This is a genomic window from Alcanivorax sp. HI0044 (assembly GCF_001634945.1).
This window is the reverse complement of record NZ_LWEZ01001173.1, coordinates 1-21,647: the sequence shown is the minus strand read 5'-3', so window position 1 is coordinate 21,647 and position 21,647 is coordinate 1. Positions and strand designations below refer to the sequence as shown.

Annotated in this window: 18 protein-coding genes and 2 pseudogenes; 1 reads left to right on the top strand and 19 read right to left on the bottom strand. The window is 50.1% G+C overall.

What is annotated here, in order from left to right:
* Window positions 1-185: pseudogene (locus tag A3730_RS32715) on the top strand (IS110 family transposase); the annotation flags it as partial.
* A gap of 13 nt (window positions 186-198) precedes the next feature.
* Here A3730_RS32715 and A3730_RS15520 read toward each other — a convergent pair.
* From A3730_RS15520 to A3730_RS32710, 19 genes and pseudogenes are all read right to left on the bottom strand, one after another.
* Window positions 199-1,467 (bottom strand): O-antigen ligase, encoded by a 1,269-nt coding sequence (locus tag A3730_RS15520; protein WP_156501220.1) that lies wholly within the window; start codon window positions 1,465-1,467, stop codon window positions 199-201.
* A 149-nt stretch (window positions 1,468-1,616) separates the two neighbouring features.
* Window positions 1,617-2,918 carry an MATE family efflux transporter gene (locus A3730_RS15515; RefSeq protein ID WP_063520267.1) on the bottom strand — a complete coding sequence of 434 codons (1,302 nt, stop codon included), beginning with the start codon at window positions 2,916-2,918 and terminating at the stop codon, window positions 1,617-1,619.
* A gap of 103 nt (window positions 2,919-3,021) precedes the next feature.
* Entirely contained in the window at window positions 3,022-4,188 is a 1,167-nt protein-coding gene (locus tag A3730_RS15510; RefSeq protein WP_063520266.1) for a DegT/DnrJ/EryC1/StrS aminotransferase family protein, read from the bottom strand.
* A gap of 2 nt (window positions 4,189-4,190) precedes the next feature.
* Window positions 4,191-4,784, bottom strand: coding sequence for a sugar transferase (locus A3730_RS15505; RefSeq protein WP_063520265.1), 594 nt, complete (start codon window positions 4,782-4,784; stop codon window positions 4,191-4,193).
* Entirely contained in the window at window positions 4,777-5,631 is an 855-nt protein-coding gene (locus A3730_RS15500) for a sulfotransferase (protein WP_063520264.1), read from the bottom strand. Before A3730_RS15500 ends, A3730_RS15505 begins: the two co-directional genes overlap by 8 nt.
* The gene (locus A3730_RS15495; RefSeq protein ID WP_082872410.1) at window positions 5,631-6,863 is read right to left on the bottom strand and encodes a glycosyltransferase family 4 protein; all 1,233 of its coding nucleotides are present in this window, start codon (window positions 6,861-6,863) and stop codon (window positions 5,631-5,633) included. The genes A3730_RS15500 and A3730_RS15495 overlap by 1 nt, the downstream gene beginning before the upstream one ends.
* Window positions 6,838-7,974 (bottom strand): non-hydrolyzing UDP-N-acetylglucosamine 2-epimerase, encoded by a 1,137-nt coding sequence (gene wecB / locus A3730_RS15490; protein WP_255364269.1) that lies wholly within the window; start codon window positions 7,972-7,974, stop codon window positions 6,838-6,840. Before wecB ends, A3730_RS15495 begins: the two co-directional genes overlap by 26 nt.
* Window positions 7,975-7,986: 12 nt before the next feature.
* Complete coding sequence (locus A3730_RS15485) at window positions 7,987-9,108, bottom strand: NAD-dependent epimerase/dehydratase family protein (RefSeq protein ID WP_063519610.1); 1,122 nt, start codon at window positions 9,106-9,108, stop codon at window positions 7,987-7,989.
* Between the two features lie 82 nt (window positions 9,109-9,190).
* Entirely contained in the window at window positions 9,191-10,195 is a 1,005-nt protein-coding gene (locus A3730_RS15480; RefSeq protein ID WP_063519611.1) for an SDR family NAD(P)-dependent oxidoreductase, read from the bottom strand.
* Window positions 10,192-11,361, bottom strand: coding sequence for a glycosyltransferase (locus A3730_RS29770; RefSeq protein ID WP_082872409.1), 1,170 nt, complete (start codon window positions 11,359-11,361; stop codon window positions 10,192-10,194). The genes A3730_RS15480 and A3730_RS29770 overlap by 4 nt, the downstream gene beginning before the upstream one ends.
* Window positions 11,358-12,098 (bottom strand): sulfotransferase domain-containing protein, encoded by a 741-nt coding sequence (locus tag A3730_RS29765; RefSeq protein ID WP_231883969.1) that lies wholly within the window; start codon window positions 12,096-12,098, stop codon window positions 11,358-11,360. The genes A3730_RS29770 and A3730_RS29765 overlap by 4 nt, the downstream gene beginning before the upstream one ends.
* Window positions 12,099-12,117: 19 nt before the next feature.
* Complete coding sequence (locus tag A3730_RS15470) at window positions 12,118-12,867, bottom strand: putative capsular polysaccharide synthesis family protein (RefSeq protein ID WP_063519613.1); 750 nt, start codon at window positions 12,865-12,867, stop codon at window positions 12,118-12,120.
* Window positions 12,867-14,075, bottom strand: coding sequence for a hypothetical protein (locus tag A3730_RS15465; RefSeq protein ID WP_063538386.1), 1,209 nt, complete (start codon window positions 14,073-14,075; stop codon window positions 12,867-12,869). Before A3730_RS15465 ends, A3730_RS15470 begins: the two co-directional genes overlap by 1 nt.
* 31 nt (window positions 14,076-14,106) lie before the next feature.
* A complete protein-coding gene (locus A3730_RS15460) occupies window positions 14,107-16,314 on the bottom strand; it encodes a polysaccharide biosynthesis tyrosine autokinase (protein ID WP_063519615.1) in 2,208 nt (735 codons plus the stop codon).
* 824 nt (window positions 16,315-17,138) lie between these two features.
* Window positions 17,139-17,567 (bottom strand): low molecular weight protein-tyrosine-phosphatase, encoded by a 429-nt coding sequence (locus A3730_RS15455; protein ID WP_063519997.1) that lies wholly within the window; start codon window positions 17,565-17,567, stop codon window positions 17,139-17,141.
* Window positions 17,567-18,700 carry a polysaccharide export protein gene (locus A3730_RS15450; RefSeq protein ID WP_082872406.1) on the bottom strand — a complete coding sequence of 378 codons (1,134 nt, stop codon included), beginning with the start codon at window positions 18,698-18,700 and terminating at the stop codon, window positions 17,567-17,569. The genes A3730_RS15455 and A3730_RS15450 overlap by 1 nt, the downstream gene beginning before the upstream one ends.
* A gap of 20 nt (window positions 18,701-18,720) precedes the next feature.
* Entirely contained in the window at window positions 18,721-20,250 is a 1,530-nt protein-coding gene (locus tag A3730_RS15445; protein WP_063519999.1) for a capsule assembly Wzi family protein, read from the bottom strand.
* A 487-nt stretch (window positions 20,251-20,737) separates the two neighbouring features.
* A complete protein-coding gene (locus A3730_RS15440; RefSeq protein ID WP_063521511.1) occupies window positions 20,738-21,373 on the bottom strand; it encodes an SDR family oxidoreductase in 636 nt (211 codons plus the stop codon).
* A 114-nt stretch (window positions 21,374-21,487) separates the two neighbouring features.
* Window positions 21,488-21,647 (bottom strand): annotated as a pseudogene (locus A3730_RS32710) (IS110 family transposase); the annotation flags it as partial.

Here is a 21,647-nt window from a genome sequence, read left to right as displayed (position 1 = left end):
AAAAGTTATACATGGGTGCCGTTGTGGCGATGCGGCATAACCCCAGCATTCGGCGCCAATATCAACGGCTGTGTGCTGCAGGCAAACGAAAGATGTCAGCGCTGGGCGCGGCCATGAGAAAACTGGTGCACATCGCTTACGGCGTGCTGGCGCACCAGAAAGAATATGAACCACAGCCCGTTTGAGAGGGGTTGTGGTTCATTGGGAGAGACGGTATCTACAAACCACAAAACACACCATCCACTCGTAGGTCGTGTTTACCCAAGGGCACAGAGAGGTCGAAGGCCGTAACCCGACATAGGCCTGAGACTCAGCCGCTCGTTTGAGCAGACACCAGCACGCCACCAGCAACCCCAGAAACCCAGCCAGACCACGGGGGTCCCGCAGCATGGATTGGCTCAGCCCGAACCCCATAAACGCCACCACAACCAGGGCACCAGACAACGCAAAGGCCTGCACTTCACGGTTACGCGCTTTGACGCCCCGGTACCAATAACGACAGAACAACCCCAAAGGCAATAGATACAAAGCAAGCAGCGACACCAACCCAACCACACCCCGCCGAGCGAAGGTATCCACAGTATCGCTGTGCAACTGATCATACCGGCTAACACCCCGATTAAAGCGCCCTTCGGCCACCCACAGGTCCCGTTGGGACTCGAGCTTACCCTCGCCCCACCCCAACAACGGCTTGTGCTGGATCAGGAGCCAACCGGCCCGCCACATCTCCAGCCGCAATCCTAGCGAAGAGCCGGCCTCCCCCTGAGTATATCGTTGAAGGTTTTCCACCCCTTCACCTACCCGCGCAGTCACCGACGCCCGCGGCAGAAACGCCATCGCCAATAGTGTCGCCATCAAGATCGCCACCAAGGCAACCATCCGCCTACGGGGCAAGGAGACAAACGCAGCCACACACACTAATAGCGCCAACGTAGGAAATACCACCCAGCCACCGCGCGTGCCCGATAACACTGACGCCAACAGCCCGGCTAATGCAGCCAGAACCAACAGCGCCTTCTGCCACACACCAAGTCGGCCAGCCCGCTCGCCCCGCAAAGACACCAGAGCAACCAACGATAGAGTACCTAACAGCAGTGCGATATTACCGAACGGAATCGCATTCATCCCGTTATCAGGGCGCCAGCGGCCAAGCCAAAAGTGCTCGTATGCCGCAATTCCACCGGCAAAGAGCGCTCCGACTGCCACACCCCACCACCAGACCATGGGAGAGGGAGGCACACGCCGCCAAGCCAGCAAAACCAGGCCCGCAAACAAAGGCCACACAGGCAGCCACCGCCCCTCACCGCCAGCCCCTACCGGCCACTGGCCGGCACGCCAGACATCCGCAAGCCATAGCAGGGAAAAAACCATTAGCACCAAGAGGATGGCGATATCATCCGCCGCCAGCCGCCCCGCCTCCCGCTGACAAGCCGCCAGGCACAACAACGCCATGCCAACAGCCAACACAGGTAACACCGCATAGGCAGACTGAAATACCAGCAGAAAAGAAAGAAAAGCAAACAGCAGAACGCTCGCCGATAACCGGCACAATCGAATCAAACACCCACCCCATCGGCAGCTCGAATTAGGCCGAAGGACGTAATCCGACCTCCTAGCTATACACGAGAGCGAACACCCAATAACTTTAGAACATTAGGCCCAGGAAAAGTCCATATACCAAGCTTGATCCAGACCGCAACCATCGCCACCAGATTTTGCGCCACCAAGACAAACGCCAAGGCAAGCGTTGCACCCAATGCCCCCAACCAAGGAGACAGAAGAAAAAAACCTAGCAACCCGATAGCATTACAACACAAGGCGATATTACGCATACTACGGTCATACCCAGTCATGTTCAGCAAAAAAGCCACTGATCCTGTAGCTACATTAACGAGCTGCGCCAAAGCCAATATTCTCAGCAGACTTGCAGCCTCACTAAAACCTTCGCCAAAGAAACCTAATATCCATTCTGGAAATAACAGACAAACCAACAAAAAAGGCGCTGACAAGATAAGCCCAAGCAAGGCAGCTCTGCGAGCAGCACGCTCAAGCTCAGCCAGTCTCCCCTGATGAAAAAGGGTCGCAAAAAGCGGCGGAAAAACCGCATTAACCACCATCAAAACAAAAACAACAGAAATGGCAATTTGCTGAGAAGACTTAAATAGACCAAGCTCAACGCTTCCAAGAAACTTACCAGCAATCATGATGCTGAGTACCTGCTGCATTAAGCCCGCCATGCTCATGAGAAAAAATGACAGAGAAACATTTCTGAACTCAGCCAAATCAACAGAATCAAGCCCAGAAAATCGCCGAACAACGTGATGACGAACGAGCCAGATCTCCGCGACACAGTGCCCTATAACCGCAATGAGAACTGCAGCAACCAGATATGACCACCCAAGCCAGGAAATATCCGGAGACTGCAGCTCAGACAATGTTTCTATAAGCAGCAGCAACGTACCGGCAACAAGAGAGATAGCCCCATTTTCTTGAAAACCGGCAGTGGCGGGTTTCCTCACCCCCTTAAAAAATCCCGCTAATAAAAAGCTCCAAGTGTAAAAAGGAATCGCAAAACCAATCCCCAACAGTACAGAGGAAAGGCCCGGGAGCTCAAAGAATTCCTCGACATGATCTCGCAGAAAAAAAATCGCTATTAACAGCGGAACACTTACTTTCAGGCTTCGCAAACTTGCTACGTAGAGATAGCCTCCAACCTTGACAGAGTTGAAATCACGACCGACAAAGCGAATGAGTGCATTATCCATCCCTCTTCGAGAAAGTATGCCAGCACCTAGCAAAACGCTTTGCGCTAAAGCGTAAACACCAACCCCTCTTAGGCCATAGAGATTCCCAACGATCACAGCTAACGAAAGAGCACCAAAGGCTGATATCCCTTTAGCCAAAAAAGTACGAACCATCGCTCGACCTGTCGAACTAGAAACACGATTCGCAAAAAAAAGCAAAAAATTAAAAATAATCTATCCCTCAAAAAACGACATCAAACCATCCAACAAATAAAATCTACCCCCCCCCTAAAGCCGCACGTACGTTTTTAACAACAAAACCGACTTCTTCATTCGACATATCAGGATAAAGAGGCAGAGAAACACAGCCTCTCCAGTATTTCTCTGTATTAGGAAACTTTGACTCGTCGAGCTCGTAACGTAAACGGTAATAACTCATGTGATGAAGAGGACGATAATGAACTGATGTACCAACCCCCCTCTCGTTCATCATGTCAATAAACTGCTCCCTTGTAAGAACGGCTTGTTGAGTAAAAATCAACGGGTACAAATGGTGAGCGTGTTGATCAGCCATAACTCGAGACCTAACCAAGTCAACACCTACCAGGTCAGAAAATTCATCCGTGTATCTAGCTGCAATATCCTGTCTTCGCTGACGAAAATCCCAAGCTTTTTCAAATTGAGCCACACCTACCGCTGCATTGATATCGGGCAGATTATACTTAAAGCCTGGCGCCTTAACATCATAAACCCAAGAACCAGCTTTAGTACTAGTAAACCGGTCCCACACATCGCGGTCGATACCATGTAAACGCATCATTTTGGCACGACTGGCTATATCGTCATTGTTCGTAACCAGCATTCCACCTTCACCGCAAGTTATCGTCTTATTGGCATAGAAGCTGAAACAAGTGACATCCCCTACACTTCCAACAGGCCCATAGACATCATAGGAAGGGAAAGCATGCGCCGCATCCTGAACAAGCTTTACATTGTATTTTTCACAAATCCTTAGAAGCCCACCCTCTGAAACCAAATCCACAGATTGGCCGCCAAAATGAACAGCTATAACAGCTTTTACGTCTGGATTACTTAAAATAGCATCTTCAACAGATTGAGCTGTTATCAAAAGAGTATCAGGATCAACGTCAATAAATACAGGATCAGCCCCTACATAACGTATCACTTCAGCCGAAGCTGTAAACGTCAACGACGGAACCACAACCTTGTCGCCAGGCCCCACCCCCAAAGCCTCAATAGCCAAATGTAAAGCAGCAGTGCAAGAATTAACTGCCAGCGCATGCTTTACACCACAATAATCCGCAAAAAGCGCTTCGAAATCCTTTACCCACTTGCCAGTTGTGAGCCAGCCAGACTCTAAAACAGAACGAACGTTTTCAATTTCTTTAGAAACGGGAGAAAGACGAAAAAAAGGAACGTCCACAATCAACCTCGAAGAATTTTTGTAAAGGTTTTAAGCATCACGCCAACATCAAAAAAAAGCGAGCGCCTCTCAATATACAATTCATACAAATCCAGCTTCCTGGGAAGAATGACGGTTCTGTATACTTCATTGGGATCATCGTATTCAGAAAGCATTCCTTCTTCGTCACTAAATTCAATAGCTGCCGGGTCTGTTATACCTGGTCTGACACGGTGAACTTTTGACCATCTATCAGGATAAGCCTCAACCCACTTTCTCACCTCGGGCCTCGGTCCAACAATAGACATATCACCTTTTAAAACGTTAACAAACTGCGGAAGCTCATCAAGTTTAGTTTTGCGAATAACTTGCCCGACTGAGGTGACACGACTGGAGTTTCCAGCATCAAATGCCCCCTGACTTGCTACCGGATCGTGGGACATACTGCGAAATTTCATTATTTCAAAATCTCGCCCACCAAGGCCCACCCTAATCTGGCGAAAAAAGACAGGCCCGGAGGAGTCAGCTTTTACGGCAACAGCCACAGCTAGCATGACCGGCGCAAGGGCAACTAGTGCGCAAAGGGACAAGACAATGTCAAAAAAACGCTTAGCCACTACAATACTTCCTTGCCAATTCCGGCTCTTCAGAAAAAACCCTCTTGATATCTTCAAGCTCGGATTCGCTCAGTCGGTCTTTCCACTTTTCGTTATTTCCAGGCTCAATATTATTTTCATAAGCGGTTATCACAGGCTCTGAATTAACACCGATCCAGTCACAAAGAGATTCAATCGTCTGCGGGTCCTTCATCAGCTCCTCATAACGCAGCATAAACACCTGATCACTGGGCACGACCGAGAGCTGCTGCTCTGTAACCTGAACGCATTTCATCCATTGCCAGGCGCAAACCTCGTGCAGGGGAAGCACGGACACATCTTTCTGAATCCCCGCGTATCTCGGCCCCCATACCGCTATAGCTTTTTTTCGCCTGAAAAAAAGCCTGTTACGCACGAACCAAAGAGCATATTTAAAATTTGCCCATGGGAAATAGCGAATTTTATCAAAAAGATAACCTTTATCGGTTGGCGCTTGCCACAACCTAATTGCTGATTCAGCTACAGCTCGCCCATCCCTAACAATATGGATGAATAAAGCATCTGGAAAAGCCTTATAAAGAAGCCCTGGTCTAAGCGAGTTGGGCACAGACTTCTCGACAATAAACTTCGCATCCGGCTTTCTGACATCTTTGTCAACCAGCCGAGGAAGTTGCTTTCTCATCCAGTCCAGCTGTCGCTGCCCAACAGAGTCAACCTCTATTTCATCATGCTCCAACCCTTCGTTCCCATATCGCCATATATAACCAACATCATAAGGAACTCGTGAGACATCAGGGCTAGCAGCCAGTGTATCTCTTAGAAATTTCGTGCCAGAGCGGCCAGCTCCGATAATAAAAATGGGACGCATTAATGAATCAACTCCTTGACTTCCCCAACCAGCATAGAAACGACTGATTTTTCAGAGAAGCGATCTTGTGCAAACCGCATTATTTCATTCCTCCCCATAACTTCATGAGCATAAGAAGAAAGAAACCCTTCGACCTGAGAAAACAATGATACGGTATCCTCTAAATCAAAAGCCGCGCCCAAGTTATTCTCTTTTAGCATTCGTCCAAGAGAGGACGAATGCGATACGAATGCCAGACAAGGAAGTCCCGCGGCGAGATACATAATCGTTTTGCTCGGATAGGCTACTTTATCAACACCAGGAGTCAGAGAAACAAGACCGAAGTCCGCTGCCTGCATGGCCTTGATAGCATCAGAAAGTGGCCGATGACCAAGAAACGTTATTTCATCCTGCAAACCATTCTCTCTAACCATACGCTCCATAATTGAACGTACTGGACCATCGCCCATGAATGTAACAACGGCTAAATTCTTCTTGGCCAATTCAATAGCTAACTGGGTTAAAACCTCCAGATTCTGAAACCGGCCCAAACCGCCAGCAAAAAGTAACTTGTATGGCGCTCCATCAGCTCTTTTAACCGGCTCCCGCAGGACAGGTATTTCATCAAGAATAAAGTTGTTTATAACTTTTACATTATCGACTTCACAAGGCCTAGAGGCGATCGTATCTTTCATGTCAGCCGAGAGAGTCAGCACCAAATCAGACTTTACAACGTTCGCCGCATCAATCTTTCTCAAAGAGTCATAAACCCACTGTCTTTTTAAATTACCATTAATACTCATTGACTCAGGATGGATATCTTGGCAGTGATAAACAATTTTGAATCTTCGAAAGCAACGAGCGAACCGCAAGAGCAGGGGCATTATCACCGGCGGAGTCGAGCCAACCCAAATCACTTTTGCTCCTGAAAAAAGAGCAACACTGAAAACCCATACTGCATAATAAAGAGCTGAAAATATTTTCATTGGGATAGAAAATGTTCTTTCTGAGGGCATAGCCAAGCTCTTACAGGCGACCCCCCTCTCCGACGCCCACACTTTGCGCTGAAGCAACTGATCTGTTTGCTTTTCGTGGCAACTGCAAACCAGAACATTCATGCCTGATTTAGACATGCCCTCCGCAATTCCTTTAAGCATAATTGCATACGGATAATTCTGGGGCCAAAAATAACGATGAACAATTGCTATATCAGGCTTCATTTTGTTGCTACCAGTCATACCGGCTGAACTCATCCATGTTTTTCCAATGACTGGCCAGCTTGGCCGTCCCGGTGATCAAACGCACTACGCGCTCGGAAACATTACGTACCTTGTAAGCATCAGGGATTTCACGCTCAGTCCCAGAAAACACATCCCGTGAAGCAGTAGCGATGCGCACACCGTCAATCAGCACCTCTTTGTCCAGCCCGGTCAACGCAATAGCACCCGTATCGAGGGCTTCTGGGCGCTCAATGGAACGACGTAGTGTTACCGCAGGGAAGTCGAGGATAGAAGATTCTTCACTGATGGTACCGCTATCTGAAATCGCACAGAAAGCCGTCATTTGCAGCTTGTTATAATCAAAGAACCCGAACGGCTTCAGGAAGCGAATTGCCTCACTGTCATCCGCCAGGCCCAGTTTCTCCAGGCGATTACGGGTGCGGGGATGCGTGGACACCACCACCGGAAACCCGAACTCTTCGTGAAGAGCCTGCAAGGCTTCAACCACCTTCTTCAGATTCTCTCGGCTGTCCACATTTTCTTCCCGATGGACGCTGACAATAAAGAAGCGGCCTTCTTCCAGCCCCAATCGCTTGAGGATGTCTGATTGTTGAATACTTGGCAGAGAGTGCTCAAGCACCTCACGCATCGGAGAGCCCGTGAGGTAAATAAAGCGATGTGGCAGACCTTCGCTGATCAAGTGCCGCCGAGCGTGCTCTGTGTAAACCAGATTAAAATCGGCGAGGTGATCCACTAATTTACGGTTGATTTCTTCAGGCACATTGGCATCGAAACTGCGGTTACCGGCTTCCATATGGTAAGTCGGAATTTTCATGCGCTTTGCCATAAGCGTCGCGGTGGCGCTGTTGGTATCCCCCAGCACCAGCACCGCATCCGGCTTCTCCTGCAACAAGACCTCTTCTGTCTTGATCAGAATTTCACCCAGGCTTCGACCTAGTGAAGAAGTATCCACATTCAGGAAGTGATCTGGCTTGCGAACACCAAGTTCCTCGAAGAAGACATCATTTAGCTCGTAATCATAATTCTGGCCCGTATGGACAATCTTGTGATCCACAACCTGATCCAGTGCCGCCATCACACGGGCGAGGCGAATAATTTCCGGGCGTGTACCCAGAATCGTCATTACTTTCATCAATCAGCTCCCCTGATCCGTAAGGACCGGCAGAAAATACGTGTCTGGCGCTTCGGGATCGAAAATCTCATGACTCCAAAACAGCGTCATCAGCTCTGTATCGCCCACATTGGTAATACTATGGGTATGCAGCGTTGGCATATCGATATAGACCGGATCATCCCCGGACACCCTAAATTCCTTGACTTCACCATCAAACAAACGGCGTAACCGAATCACCGCTTCACCACGAATCACCAGAAATCGCTCGACTTTGCCAAAGTGAAAATGGTTACCCCGGGTAATACCCGGCTTGGTGGTTGACAGAAAAGCCTGCCCCCCGTTATCGGCTTTCACGGCCTCAAATAGTGAACCCCGATTATCGGTATGTAGCGTCAGCTCGCAGGGGTAATGTGCCGGGTACAAAAAGGAGCGTAAGGTATTGAACAACTGCAAATCGAAATTATCGCGTAGATCGGGGACAACATGAGCAGCATAACTGGCATGCATGGCTGAAAGCTTGCCAGCAACCTCAGCCGCAGAGATAACCTGGCCTTTCAGCCGAATTTCGCCGCTCTGGCCCCGCTCCACCGCGTCCACTATACGAGCACAAATATCCTGAGCATGGAGGAGCTCCAGCATGCCACCGGGATTGATCGACAGAGGCTCACCATCAACAATCTGCTGACAAAAAGTAAATACCGCTGAGTTATAAAAAGGGCGTCCGCCCTCACCAAAGACATGAGGCAATACCAAATCGGAATAATGGGCATTCTCAGTTTCTGCCCACCCTTGAAAAACACGACCCGCACCCGCCTTTCCACGGCCATAGGCGTTATCGCGCTCTTTATGAATGGTGTTGCTATAGAGCAAGTGAGGCTTGGCATTGACTCGAGTGAGTGAATCAACCAGGCGATTCGCCAAGTCGATATTCCCTTGTTCAAGCTCAGCATCTTCTGCTCGGTTGATTCCAGCACAGTGAACGACAACATCAGCACCGTCCAGCGCAGCATCAAGCACGGCATCATCATTGAAGGCCTTGCGATCCAATGCGATAACAGTATCTTTCCAGCCGTCCAGAACACTCAAGTGACACTGCAAATGCCAACCCAACAAGCCGGCAGCGCCGGTAATCACCGTTTTCATAACAATTCCTTTTCCCTAATCCAACCCATATCTCTATAGCCACTATGCTTGCACAGCGAACGTAGTCACCAGGCTTCCAGACTTAGCCGTTTAAGGCTTCCTGAACCTCAGGCAAGGTCAAAAGAAGATCCTTGAGTTCTTCCTTAGAAAGCTGATACGTATTATGGGAGTGGTAATCTTCCGTGCTAGCCTCCTCTACATCGCCTTCGGTAAAGAACTTGGCATAGTTAAGATCACGGTTGTCGTAGCTGACACGGTAATACTCGCCCATGTCATCGGAACGCAGCAGCTCCTCTGCACTGGCCAGAGTTTCATACAGTTTTTCACCATGGCGCCAACCAATAACCCGAATCTCATTGCTGGCTTCAAAAATATCCAGCAGGGTTTCCGCCAAAAGCTGCACGGTACAGGCCGGGGCTTTTTTGATGAAAATGTCCCCCTGACTAGCATTTTCAAAAGCAAAAGCAACCAGCTCAATGGCATCATTCAATGACAACATAAACCGAGTCATGGTCGGCTCAGTCAGCGTCAGGGTTTTACCTTCCTTAATTTGCTTAATAAATAGAGGAATCACGGATCCACGCGAACACATCACGTTGCCATAGCGCACACAGGAAATGACCGTATCATTGTCACCAAGCTGGCGACTGGAAGCCTGAGCCACCTTTTCCATCATCGCCTTGGACATGCCCATGGCATTAACAGGCATTACCGCCTTGTCCGTACTAAGACAGACAAGACTTTTCACGCCGGCATCAACGGCACTATCAATAACATTCTGGCTGCCGATAATATTGGTCTTGACCGCTTCCATCGGGAAGAATTCACAGGATGGAACCTGCTTAAGGGCCGCAGCGTGGAAGACCAGATCGACCCCTTTCATCGCCTTATCGACAGCAGCACGGTCACGCACATCACCAATATAAAACTTTAATTCTGGCCGCGAATAGGAAATACGCATTTCTTCCTGCTTGGCTTCATCCCGGCTTAAAATGCGGATCTCCGGATACCCTTCCGCAAGAAGCTTAGTGACCATTGTTTTACCGAATGATCCGGTACCGCCAGTAACAAGAACAACCTTATTCATCTTCTTTCCTCTAAAAATCCTTCATGATTTCTTGCGACTCTTGCGAAAAAATCAAAAGTTAACTTTGATGCTCTTGGCCATGAATAATCAGATGCAAGAGCACTTGCAGCTCTGCCTTTTTCAGCACGGAGCGCCTCAGATTCAATAAACTCGCCTATCGCATTTGCGATACTTTCTGGCGATTCAACATCACAATAAAGACCGGCATCTTTCAGAATTGATGGCATTGGCTGAAAATCAGAGCAAACCACAGGGGACGAAGACGCCATAGACTCCAAAAGTATATTTGGAAGGTTCTCGCAAGATGAAGCGAAGACAACGATATCCGAACTTCTATAAACTTCCGGTAAAGACTCAAAGCTCACCTTGCCTAAATATGAGACAACTTCTCTGCCGAATGCATCATTAGTACTGGCAATCTTTTTCCGAACCTTTTCCCCGTACCTAGACGCCTCAGAACCAAAAAGAAAAAGATTTAACGATGGATACTTCTCCGCCAACAATGAAATAGCATCAATCACTTCAATTTGATGTTTATACGTATTAAGCGTTGAAACATAGCAAATCTTTATATCATTGCTATTCCAGGATTTTCGATCAGTATAAGAGCAGAAAAAATCGGGATCTATTCCATGCGGAATAATTTCATTATTAACATCAGCAAAAGGAAATTGCTGACCTATCGTTTCAGCCGCATAGTTTGTCAAAAAAAGGCGAGCGCTAGCTTTCTGAAAAGACCAACCTTGAAGGAAACGCAATAATTCAACCCTAAGCCTAGCCTTACCAAGGCCTGCCGAACGTCTCTCTGATGGCAAGAATGGTTGCATGTTTTGCGACATAACCACATCAGGAACATTAACCGCTAGAGAGATCCCTCCCGGGACAAACAGGACATCACAAATGCGGTCAACTTCTTTTGGCAAGAAAACCCTTCTCCAGACCTGCCTATGGAAAACAGATTTATCAAACCATTCAATTGGAACCAGTTCCAACCAGGGCCTTTCTGGCAAATAGGGCAATACTCCGGGGATACCCCAAACAACGACACGACCAATACCCGATTCTTCTGGTGAGGCATTTTTTAAAATTTCGACCAAATGCTTCAGCCCACCACCACCCGTGATATTTGAAGCATCAATACCAACAGTTACTGTCGCATTCATCATTGGTAACCAAGCTTTTCCATTCTGGAACCAACCCTTTTCTCAAATTCGGTCAGACATTCTTCATCAAAATAATTCCTCCAATCCCCTACGGCCCCTTTCCTTAAAAAAGACCCCTTATCCTCTTGGCCATACTTCCTGCCTGATTTGTTTTTAAAAGAATGCCTCTCAACCACTTCTCTAACGACATTCAATTCAGGGTTATTGCCAGTAATTCTGAAGGCAAGATCGCTGAGTGTTTCAACTGGGTTTGTGCGTAGGTCTTCATATCTGACCCATTCAGCCGCATTCTTCTCCCATGCGTCAAAGAAATCAGACCAGTTAAACCCTGGTGATGGCGGAGTATCAAATGCCCATCTAATGAAGGCAGCCATATTTTTTTTTATATCATCATAATCGCTAACACCGAAAGATTTCCGGCATTGCTCTATAAATGAAGGATTCACATGGCTATTCCCTATAATGCAATGATGATACCAGGACACCATCACATCTCTTGGATCCCGCCACACAACAACCGTTCTCTCAAAGCCACCCTTAATCAATGAATGCCCGTGAAATATGGATTTCCTTTTTACTGGAAAAGTGTTCCTAGGAAAATCAATTCCACATACATCGGATAGCATTTCAGCAACCCATGACCCTCCTGACTTAGGAAACTCAACGAGCCTTATCGAATCTTCACTATCCGCAAAAAATCTCATAAATAGATGCCGATAAAGCCCTTCGAACTTCAGCAACAAACGAGACCTGTTACTATTACCTGACATCAATCTTGTCCTGGTAGAATTTTCTACTAACCTTAGAAAAAGACATTTTTTCCCTGTACGCCTTCATGAAATCCTCGTCCGCCATAAACTGTTTATAGGCATCTGCATACCACTTTTCACTGCCTCGGTTGACATTAGGAATCACCACATCCTGACCAGTGACACTCTCAATCCACTTCCGACCCAAATCTGTATCGACCTTATCGTGATGAATAAAGAGACATTTAAACTTCCCTTTTTCGGAAAATCCCAGCCCCGACTCGGTATCAAATTCAATATCTTCAAGACGAATACCGGTAAAACGAGAAAACTCTTTATCAAACCAAGCATCACAAGCGTAATGAGGGAAATATTCAGAAAAAATCTCCTGAAGAATACCCACCCCCTCTCCTTTCGCATATCCTGGATTCTTGGAAAAATAACTCACATACCAAAAAGGAAGATCCTGGAAAAACATTGACACATTTCTCTCTTCTGGCCTTCTCAATGGAACAATCATTAAAATCTCAGAGCTTCTTTTTATAAAAAAACGCCTTATGAAACGATCGATGAAAAAAAGCACTTTGTAAGCAAGCGTATAGCGATACTTAAAGCCGGGGGGACACATGACATTCCCATAGAGATCATGCATATTGACCCCTGACTTAAGCGCCTGAGAAAGTGACGTCGATCCAACTTTTCCATATTGATAGACAAAAACGCAATCTTCGCCTTTCAATTTAAAGTACTTCTCTAACATTATTTACCAAGCACCCTTTTCAGAAAGAAAACAACTAACCAAGCAGCGAGAATCAAAAACAACCCTTGTTGTAAACGCTGTGAATAAGTAGCGATTCCTGCCCAGAAAAATGAGGTAACGTACATCGCAACTGGTATCGAAAGAATATGCGAGACTGTAGAGAGCCTATACGTCACACGATAGAGAGCACACACTAAAAATGTTGCCAGAAAAGCGAATAAGACACCCCCAGAAAAGCCAACATAGTATATATGCTCACCGACAAAAAGAGCCGCAACGGAGTGGCCCGCGTCGATAAGACTCACCGAAAGATTGTCTACCGTATACAGAAAACCAAAGCCAAGCGGCTTGCTTTCCCATAAATTTCTCGGGAAGGCACCAGCAAAAAACAAAACAAATTGATCGATCACACCTTGCAGCCCAAGAGCCGCCCCCATACCTGGGTATTCATTAACGATCTGATCAACCAATCTATATGGAGATGTTGTCGAATCCTTCATCACATAGTGCAAAATATTTGATGCATCAGCCCCTGAGAATCGTAGCATCGACATAAACAAGCTAGCCACTGCTGCTGAAACCAAGAAAAGCCACTTATTAAAATAAAGATCGTAACTAAATATATATATCAGCAAAGGAACCAACATCCACGATGCAATCACAAGCCTACCGAATCCTCCCCACACAAAAAAACAGTAACTAAGAAAAACACAGGCCAGCATTACAAGTGCCGCCGTACCTTTGTACAGCGAAACTCCACGGAGAGAAAATGAAAATGCCACAACCAAACCTGGATAGAGGAAAAAATATGCCGATTTCCCAAATGCCAGACCAAGCAAAATAGTAATCACGCAAAATAAAGCAAACCAAAGCAGAAAAACATCACTTTTTCTTTCCCCTAAACTACTAAAATCACGTTTTCCTGTGGCGCCTATAGCAAATGCTGAGAGGAGCAACACAATGATTGCAGGCTCAATAACAAACTCGTAACCCACAACAATAAATATAACAAGAGGGCAGCAGACAAAAACATATAGCCCTAGAAGCCACATCAAGTGAAACAAATTCCTCTCGCTTGATATTTTTGTTATAGCAAAGACGCCGAAGAAAAATGAAATAATTGCAAGATTATCAGCTCCGACCAATGAAAAAACCAAGCTCAAAGTTAGTGCACAAAAAAACCAGAGCCATATAGAGTTAATCTTCATCGGCGCCAAACCTTAGAAAAAGTCATGTTAATTATTCAGAGTATTTGTACTCGTAGTAACCATATTCATTACTTTTTCTACGCTCCATACAGTTAAGAATCGCCCCTTTAATTTCTACATTATTCTGCGCAAAGCGAGTCAGGGTAACATCCACTTCTTTGACTGAGTTCACTCCAAAACGGGTGACGATAAGACTGCTACCTGCCAACTGACCAACAATGGCAGCATCTGTGACTGCCAGAATGGGGGGGGTATCTACAAGCACAATGTCATACTGCACGCTCAGGGACTCCATAAGCGACTTGAAGCGGTTATGCATGAGCAGCTCTGAAGGATTCGGTGGCACCTGGCCCCGAGGGATAAAGGCGAGATTTTCCATTTTGGTCGCTTGGATGACGGCTTCCTGCTCTTTCTGGCCTGAGAGATAGTCTGACAACCCCTCATCATTACGGTTATCAAAGAAACGGTGCATGTGCCCTTTACGCATATCGGCATCAATCACCACTACATTTTGCCCAGTTTGTGCTAATACTGCCGCCAAGTTGGCGGTGACGAAGGACTTGCCCACCCCTGGGCTAGGGCCGGATACCATGAGCACCTTGTTGCTGGCTTCCATCATGGCGAAGTGAAGACTGGTTCGAAGGCTGCGTAAGGCTTCGATTGCCAGATCGTTGGGGTCGGATAACGCAAGCAACGGTATGGGTTCTTTGTTCTTTTTGTGGCGCCGACGCTTCAGTGCCTCCAGTCTATCTACTTTCTGCTGATGCTCAGACAAGGGAATGGAGGCATAAACAGAGATGCCCTGCTCTTCCAGTTGTTCAGGGCTTTCGATGCCGCGATTGAAGGCAGCTTTAACTAACACATAGCCAACGGCCCCCATACCACCCAACATAGCTGCCAGGATGGCAACCAACGGCTTCTTGGGTTTAACTGGCTCAGGCTGTACCAGTGCCTTATCGATAATGCGAACACTACCCACCGTGCCCGCTTTCATGATACGCAGCTCCTGCACCTTGTTGAGCAGGCCCACGTAGATTTCCTGATTTACTTCCACATCGCGCATGAGGCGCAGGACTTCCTGCTGGGTTTCCGGTAATGCTTTGATTTGACTGTTGAGCTGTTCTTTTTCCTGGTTGAGAGAGCCACGCTGTTGAATCAGGGTGCGATAGGCCGGGTGCTCACGAGTAAAGCGGGCAGAAATTTCGCTTTCCTTGATTTTCAGCTCATTGATTTTTCCCTCAATGGCCACCAACCGCTCCAGTACCGACTGGGTTTCCAGGGACAAATCCACGGATTCGCTTTTCAGGCGATAGGCATTGAGCTTTTCTTCTGCCCCATTCAGCTTTTCTTTAATTTCGGGAAGTTGCTCGTCCAGAAAGTCCAAGCTATTTTCCGCTTCTGCGGACATGCGTTTAATGTTTTGCAGCAAATAGGTTTCGCCGATGGCATTCAGAATGGCGCGAATACGTGCCTTGCTGGGGCCGGTGATGGACATGGCAATAATGCCGGTGGATTTACCTTGCTCGCTAACGGAAAGGCGACCACGCAACAGGTTGACCGCTTTAGCGCGAGCTTGATGCACCAGCGTTAGCGGCTCTTCGCCGTATTGCCATTCGCCTAGCTCCAGCACAATGCGCTTGTCTTCACTGGTAATTGCGGTGCCCAGTGGAGCGCTGCCCACTTTCTGATCGTCGAGATACAGTACGGGCTGGCCATTTTCTTCAATCAGCGTGAAGGCTTTGCCTTCCAGGTTTTCCGGTACCTGGAAGGTTTTAATGGTGACAAAGGTTTCGCTGTCTCGGTAACCTGCAAACAGAGGTTGAGGTGCGAACTCAGGGGCAGGATCTGGCGCACCGATGCTGCCAATTAAAGGAAAGCGGTCAGGCTCGACCTTAATATCCAGCTGCAACTGGTCGATGATTTCTCCCAGCACCATCCGCGAACGGATGATCTGGATCTCCGCATCGGCAGAGGATTCTTCGGTGAACAGTTCGTTCAGTTCGGAAAAGCCGGGCACGCCACCCTGCTTGTCTTCCACTTGCAGCAAGGCATCGGCTTTGTAGATGGGCGTGGCCAGCAGGCCGTAAGCCACCCCCAGTGACAACGCAATCAAGGTGGTGCCGATAATCAACCAGCGATGGTCGACCAATAGGCCCCAGAGCCGTTGCAGATCAATTTCGTCAGCCATGCTGGACGACGACTGTGGCTGCCGTGCTGTGTTTGTTGCGTTTTCTGCCATGTTTTATTGCTCTGCTGTCTGTTTTTCTGTTGGGCGTTTTTTCGGGGCCCCTTGTAGGAGTTCCCTTCCAGGGGACGAATTCGAGCCTTGGCGAGTAAACGCCGGCTACCGACCCTTCATTTCGCGCTGGAAGGGCCACTTGTTGCTTATCACCCCTTTGGGCGATCTCCGCGCTGGCGCTTGGTTCGTCCCCTGGAAGGGAACTCCTACACAGCGGTGCTGTTTCCTGTCGAGCTGTGCCCGTGTACCGGCGGTTTCTCACCACCCCTTTGGGTGAGCTCCGCGCTGGCGCTTGGTTCGTCCCCTGGAAGGGAACTCCTACAGTGGCGCTATTTCCTGTCGAGCTGTGCCCGTGTACCGGCGGTTCTTACCACCCCTTTGGGTGATCTTCGCGCTGTCGCTTGGTTCGTCCCCTGGAAGGGAACTCCTACACAGCCGTGCTGTTTCTTGTCGAGCTTTGCCCATGTAACGGCGGTTTCTTACCACCCCTTTGGGTGATCTCCGCGCTGTCGCTCGGTTCGTCCCCTGGAAGGGAACTCCTACACAGCGGTGCTATTTCCTGTCGAGCTGTGCCCGTGTACCGGCGGTTTCTTACCACCCCTTTGGGTGAGCTCCGCGCTGGCGCTTGGTTCGTCCCCTGGAAGGGAACTCCTACACAGCGGTGCTATTTCCTGTCGAGCTGTGCCCGTGTACCGGCGGTTTCTTATCACCCCTTTGGGTGATTTCCGCGCTGGCGCTTGGTTCGTCCCCTGGAAGGGAACTCCTACAGTGCCCCCTAGAAGGGGGCACGATTCGCACCTCAAGAGGTGCTCCTACATAACTATCTACAGTTTTTCTGCCCAGGCTTTTGTGGCTTCGCGCATGGGCGGGTAGATTCTTTCGAAGGCATCCCGGCCGCGTTTGTAGGGGTCGGGGATGTCGTGGCCGCCATTCCAGTGAGTTAGCAGGAATGTCTTGCCGCTGGCTTCCGGGAAGGCTCTGCCCAGGCGTTCTTTCTGGCGGCTTTCCATGACCAGAATCAAATCGCTGTCGCGGCATAATTCACTGTCCAATTTGCGAGCCACATGCGTGCCACAGTCCAGGCCGTTTTCTTCCGCTACGGCGCGAGCAGTGGCTTCCATGTCCTGACCCACCAGCCCGACCAGACCAGCAGAAGACACGGCTTTTTCCGGCTTCAGCTCCCGCAGCATGGCGGCGACGGTGGGGCTGCGACAGATGTTGCCGTCGCAGACCACCAGAATGCGATTAAACATTACTCGTCCAGATCCCTTATCCGATCTCCCGCCAGTGCCCCGTAGTAGATGGTCTGGAAGGTCGGCAGAATATTCTTGATTACGCGGTTCCAGCGAGCCAGTGGCGCGGCGGTGACATAGACAATGTCGCGGCTTTGCAGGTCGAAACCATCCGCCAGAATCAGGGCTGTGGCGTCCTTGGCATTGAGCTGGTACAGGTCGATCAGGTGGTCACTGCCCTGGGGCGCGCGGCGCAGCACAAAGATACCGCGCGCATCTGCGGTGTCCTGGGTGTAGCCACCGGAAGATGACAGAGCTTCTGCCAGAGTCAGGCCATTACGGGTCATGGGCACAGGCTGGTTCTCACCCACTTCGCCCAGCACAAAGACTTTATTATCATCGTTGCGGGCCACGTGGATTACATCACCGGGGCGCAGCAAGACATTGTAGGCCGGGTTGCCTTCCTGGTAGACCGCCTTCAGCGACAGGGTATGTTCCTGCCCGTTACGGGTAAGAGTGACATCGTTCCAATCAGCCATTTCGGTCAACCCACCGGACGAATTCACCGCATCCAGCAGTCGCAGGGGCACATTGGTCACCGGGTAGGCGCCGGGTTGTTTGACCGCACCAGACACATAGACGCGCTGGCTGCGGAAAGCCGCAATGGTCACATCCACTTGCGGGTCTTCGATGTATTCGGCAATACGCTGGGCGATCAGGTCACGGATTTCGGTGACACGCAGGCCGACCACTTTGATCTTGCCGACGTAGGGATAAAAAATGGTGCCATCGTTATGTACCCAGTTACCGGATTCGGACGGGCTACGCATGGAACCCGCCGGAATGGTCAGCTCCGGGTGATCCCACACTGTTATTTGCAGTACATCACCGAGCCCGACCACGTAATCGTAATCTTCCGGTTCTTCGAGCAGGACCGGGGCCGGCTTGGCTTTGTCCTGGGGCTCGGCTTTCAGCACATTAGTGGTAATGGTATGCACCTGCACCACATCCGGCAGGGGCTCGGCTTCTTCCGCACTTTCGTCTTCATCGAGAAACCAGCCCGGCGAGGTGGAAATATGAGACCCCGGCACCACCGTACAGCCCGCCAACGACACTAAAAGGCCAGCAGCCAGAAACTTCCCAAATGGATTCATAGATACCTGCATAAACTCTGTTACCAATTTACGTGTCGGGTCCACTGAAGGCCGGCGGTGAACCGCTCACGCTCTTCATAGGTCACTACGGGTTCATCCGTAGCAGAAAGCAGCCAGTTCAGGCGACCGCCCAATAAGGGGTGACCGATACGCAATTCGGCCAAAACAATATCCTGTTCCTCTGCGGCCTGAAGAATCTCGTCTCCGTCCACATGCAGCACTGCCCGGGTGCCGCCTTCTTCATTCAAGGTCGCCTGGGAGAGACTGAGGGCCACCGTCACATCGTTACGGAAAAACTGCTGCAGGCCGAGGGTGATGGCCTGGGCATCCCCTTCCCAGGTACTGGCTAGGTTGCGGCCATGGTAACGGAAACCCGTTTGATAGGTACTGTGTTCGTACATGACATTGTGGCGCCGATCACTAAACCAGCTACCCGCCACGGTATCGGTCGCTTCCACAAAGAAACGTTGAGAGCCGCTACCCCAGCCGGTGACCACATCGACGCCAGCCAAAGACGATAGTTTCGAGGGCAAGCCCCCGGCTTCGTCCTCACCCATGAACTGGCCATAGATGCCCAACGGCACATCACCGGGATTCAAGGACAAGCGGAAGTCCACGCCACCAATTTGATTAGCGGGATCATCTGTCTCATCAGGGTTATCTGGTGATGCATTGTCCTTCCCGATCAATGCATTCCAAAGTGCCCGACCTCCCTGCGGGCGCCCTTCACCGCCCCATTGCGCCAGACGCGACAGGCCAATTTGCAGGGAATCCAGCGGCTTGAAAACAAAGCGGGCGCCCAGCAGACGAGCATCGGGCACCGCGCGATCCTGCTCCAGCTGCCCGGCAATCAGTTGCAAATCCCAGGGGCCGATCCAGCTGAGCCAGGGGCTTTCCGGTGCCAGCGGCATTTGCCGGGAAAGCCATAGCCCGGGCACCGGGCGGGCATTATTGGACAGGGCCAAAGAGCTTTGCCAGCCCGGACCCCACCAGCGATCGACAGCACCGACGCCCAGCTGCCAGTTGCCAATAATGCCGGCCAGGTAGGTGTCGTCCAGGCGCACATATTGGTTGTCGCGCTCGCCGTCCACATAGCCAATGGCCAGTTGCCCGGCCCAGCGGTCGCCCATGCCGTAAAGTGCCACCTGGCTGGTAACTTCGTCTTCTACCTGGGTATCAAAGCTGGTGTAGAGCGGCTCCTGGTTGGCGCCGCCCAGCTCAATGGAAACACCGCGGGTGCTTTTCTGTGCTTTCTGGAGGGCTTTTTCCAGAAACGCGGCGTGCTGGTTTTCACAGCGTTTGGCGTCGGCTTCCGGGAGGCTATGGCGGGCAAGGCGGTAGCTTTTCATCAGCGCGGCCCAGCTGATGGGCCAACTGAGGGTAACGCCATCCAGGCAACCCTGGGACTGCAGCGCCTCGATGTGATGGCGTGCGGACAGGTCCCCGGCGGGCACCCAAGGCGAAGCGGCCTGGGCGCTGGTGGCACACAGAAAGGCCAGCCCCCCGAGACTCCAACGGGTTAACTGTGAAGAAAACTGCACTAAGGACATCCTATCCAGCTGTTCTGACATCGAGGGGCGGATTATGCGTACTTTTTTTTGTCATCCATATGACAAGCTGCGGCATTTTACAGTTTGTTTACTGCAATGCGAATGGTTTGCAGCACTTACCCTACGTAATTCATACGTATTGGTGACGCAGGTCTTTTAATACTTGGGGTTAGGATGATAACGCCAGAAGATTTTTGTCTAACAATTCAGGAGTAAGGTGGGTTTTAGTATAGGTTTTGTAGGTCGGCTTAGCCTAAAGGCGTAAGCCGACATTTGCCGTTTACCTCCATAGCGACGCCAGATGTCGGGTTACGGCTTCGCCTAACACGACCTACGCGCTACGCCTAAGCCGACATTGAACCCGGGGATCAAATAGTCTCCGTAGGTCAGATTAGCCTAAAGGCGTCATCCGACATTGGGCCGTTGAAACTGTGCGAGCCCGAACGGGAACCTCTAAGCACCGTGAGGGATGCGCCCACACCCAACATCAGACCTTTTGCAGAGCATCCCGGATGGGGCTCTCGCCGGAGATAACATCGAACTCCTGGTTGCGGGTCTCCATTCGGGTGACTTCCGCCAGCACCTTGGCGACATCTTCGCGGGAGATTTCCCCAAAATCCTTTATTTTGCGCTCCAGTTTGATTTTTCCCAGCGGTGGCTCTTCGGTGAGGCGCCCCGGGCGGACAATGACATGGTCCAGGCCACTGCTGCGCAGGTGATTGTCCGCCTTGCCTTTGGCTTCGAAGTAATGACGCATTTTTTCCGGGCCACTGTCCGGATCATCGGCGCGCATCGAGCTAACCATGATAAAGCGATCCACATCCTGCTCTTTCGCCTGATCCACCAGCGAGATGGCGCCATTCTGGTCCACGTCGAGGGTTTTGTCCGGGCCGGTGTGAGGACCGGAGCCCGCCGTGAAAATAACCGTGTGCTGCCCTTTCAACGCCTCACGGCAGTCACCCTCCAGGTCGGCCACCACCACATCGTTAGCGCCCAGCTCTTTCAGGGACTGAGCCTGGGCCGCATCGCGCACCATGGCGGTGACATGAATATTGTCCGCTGCCAGATGGGGAATCAGCCGACGACCAATTTTGCCGTTTGCGCCTGCAATAAGAACGTTCACGCGGTTCTCCTTTTCCGGATGGGTATTAACAAGTGTTGTGATGGCACACCGGACTTTCAAGGGGACGGACCTGCCTCTGTAGATACCGTCTCTCCCAATGAACCACAACCCCTCTCAAACGGGCTGTGGTTCATATTCTTTCTGGTGCGCCAGCACGCCGTAAGCGATGTGCACCAGTTTTCTCATGGCCGCGCCCAGCGCTGACATCTTTCGTTTGCCTGCAGCACACAGCCGTTGATATTGGCGCCGAATGCTGGGGTTATGCCGCATCGCC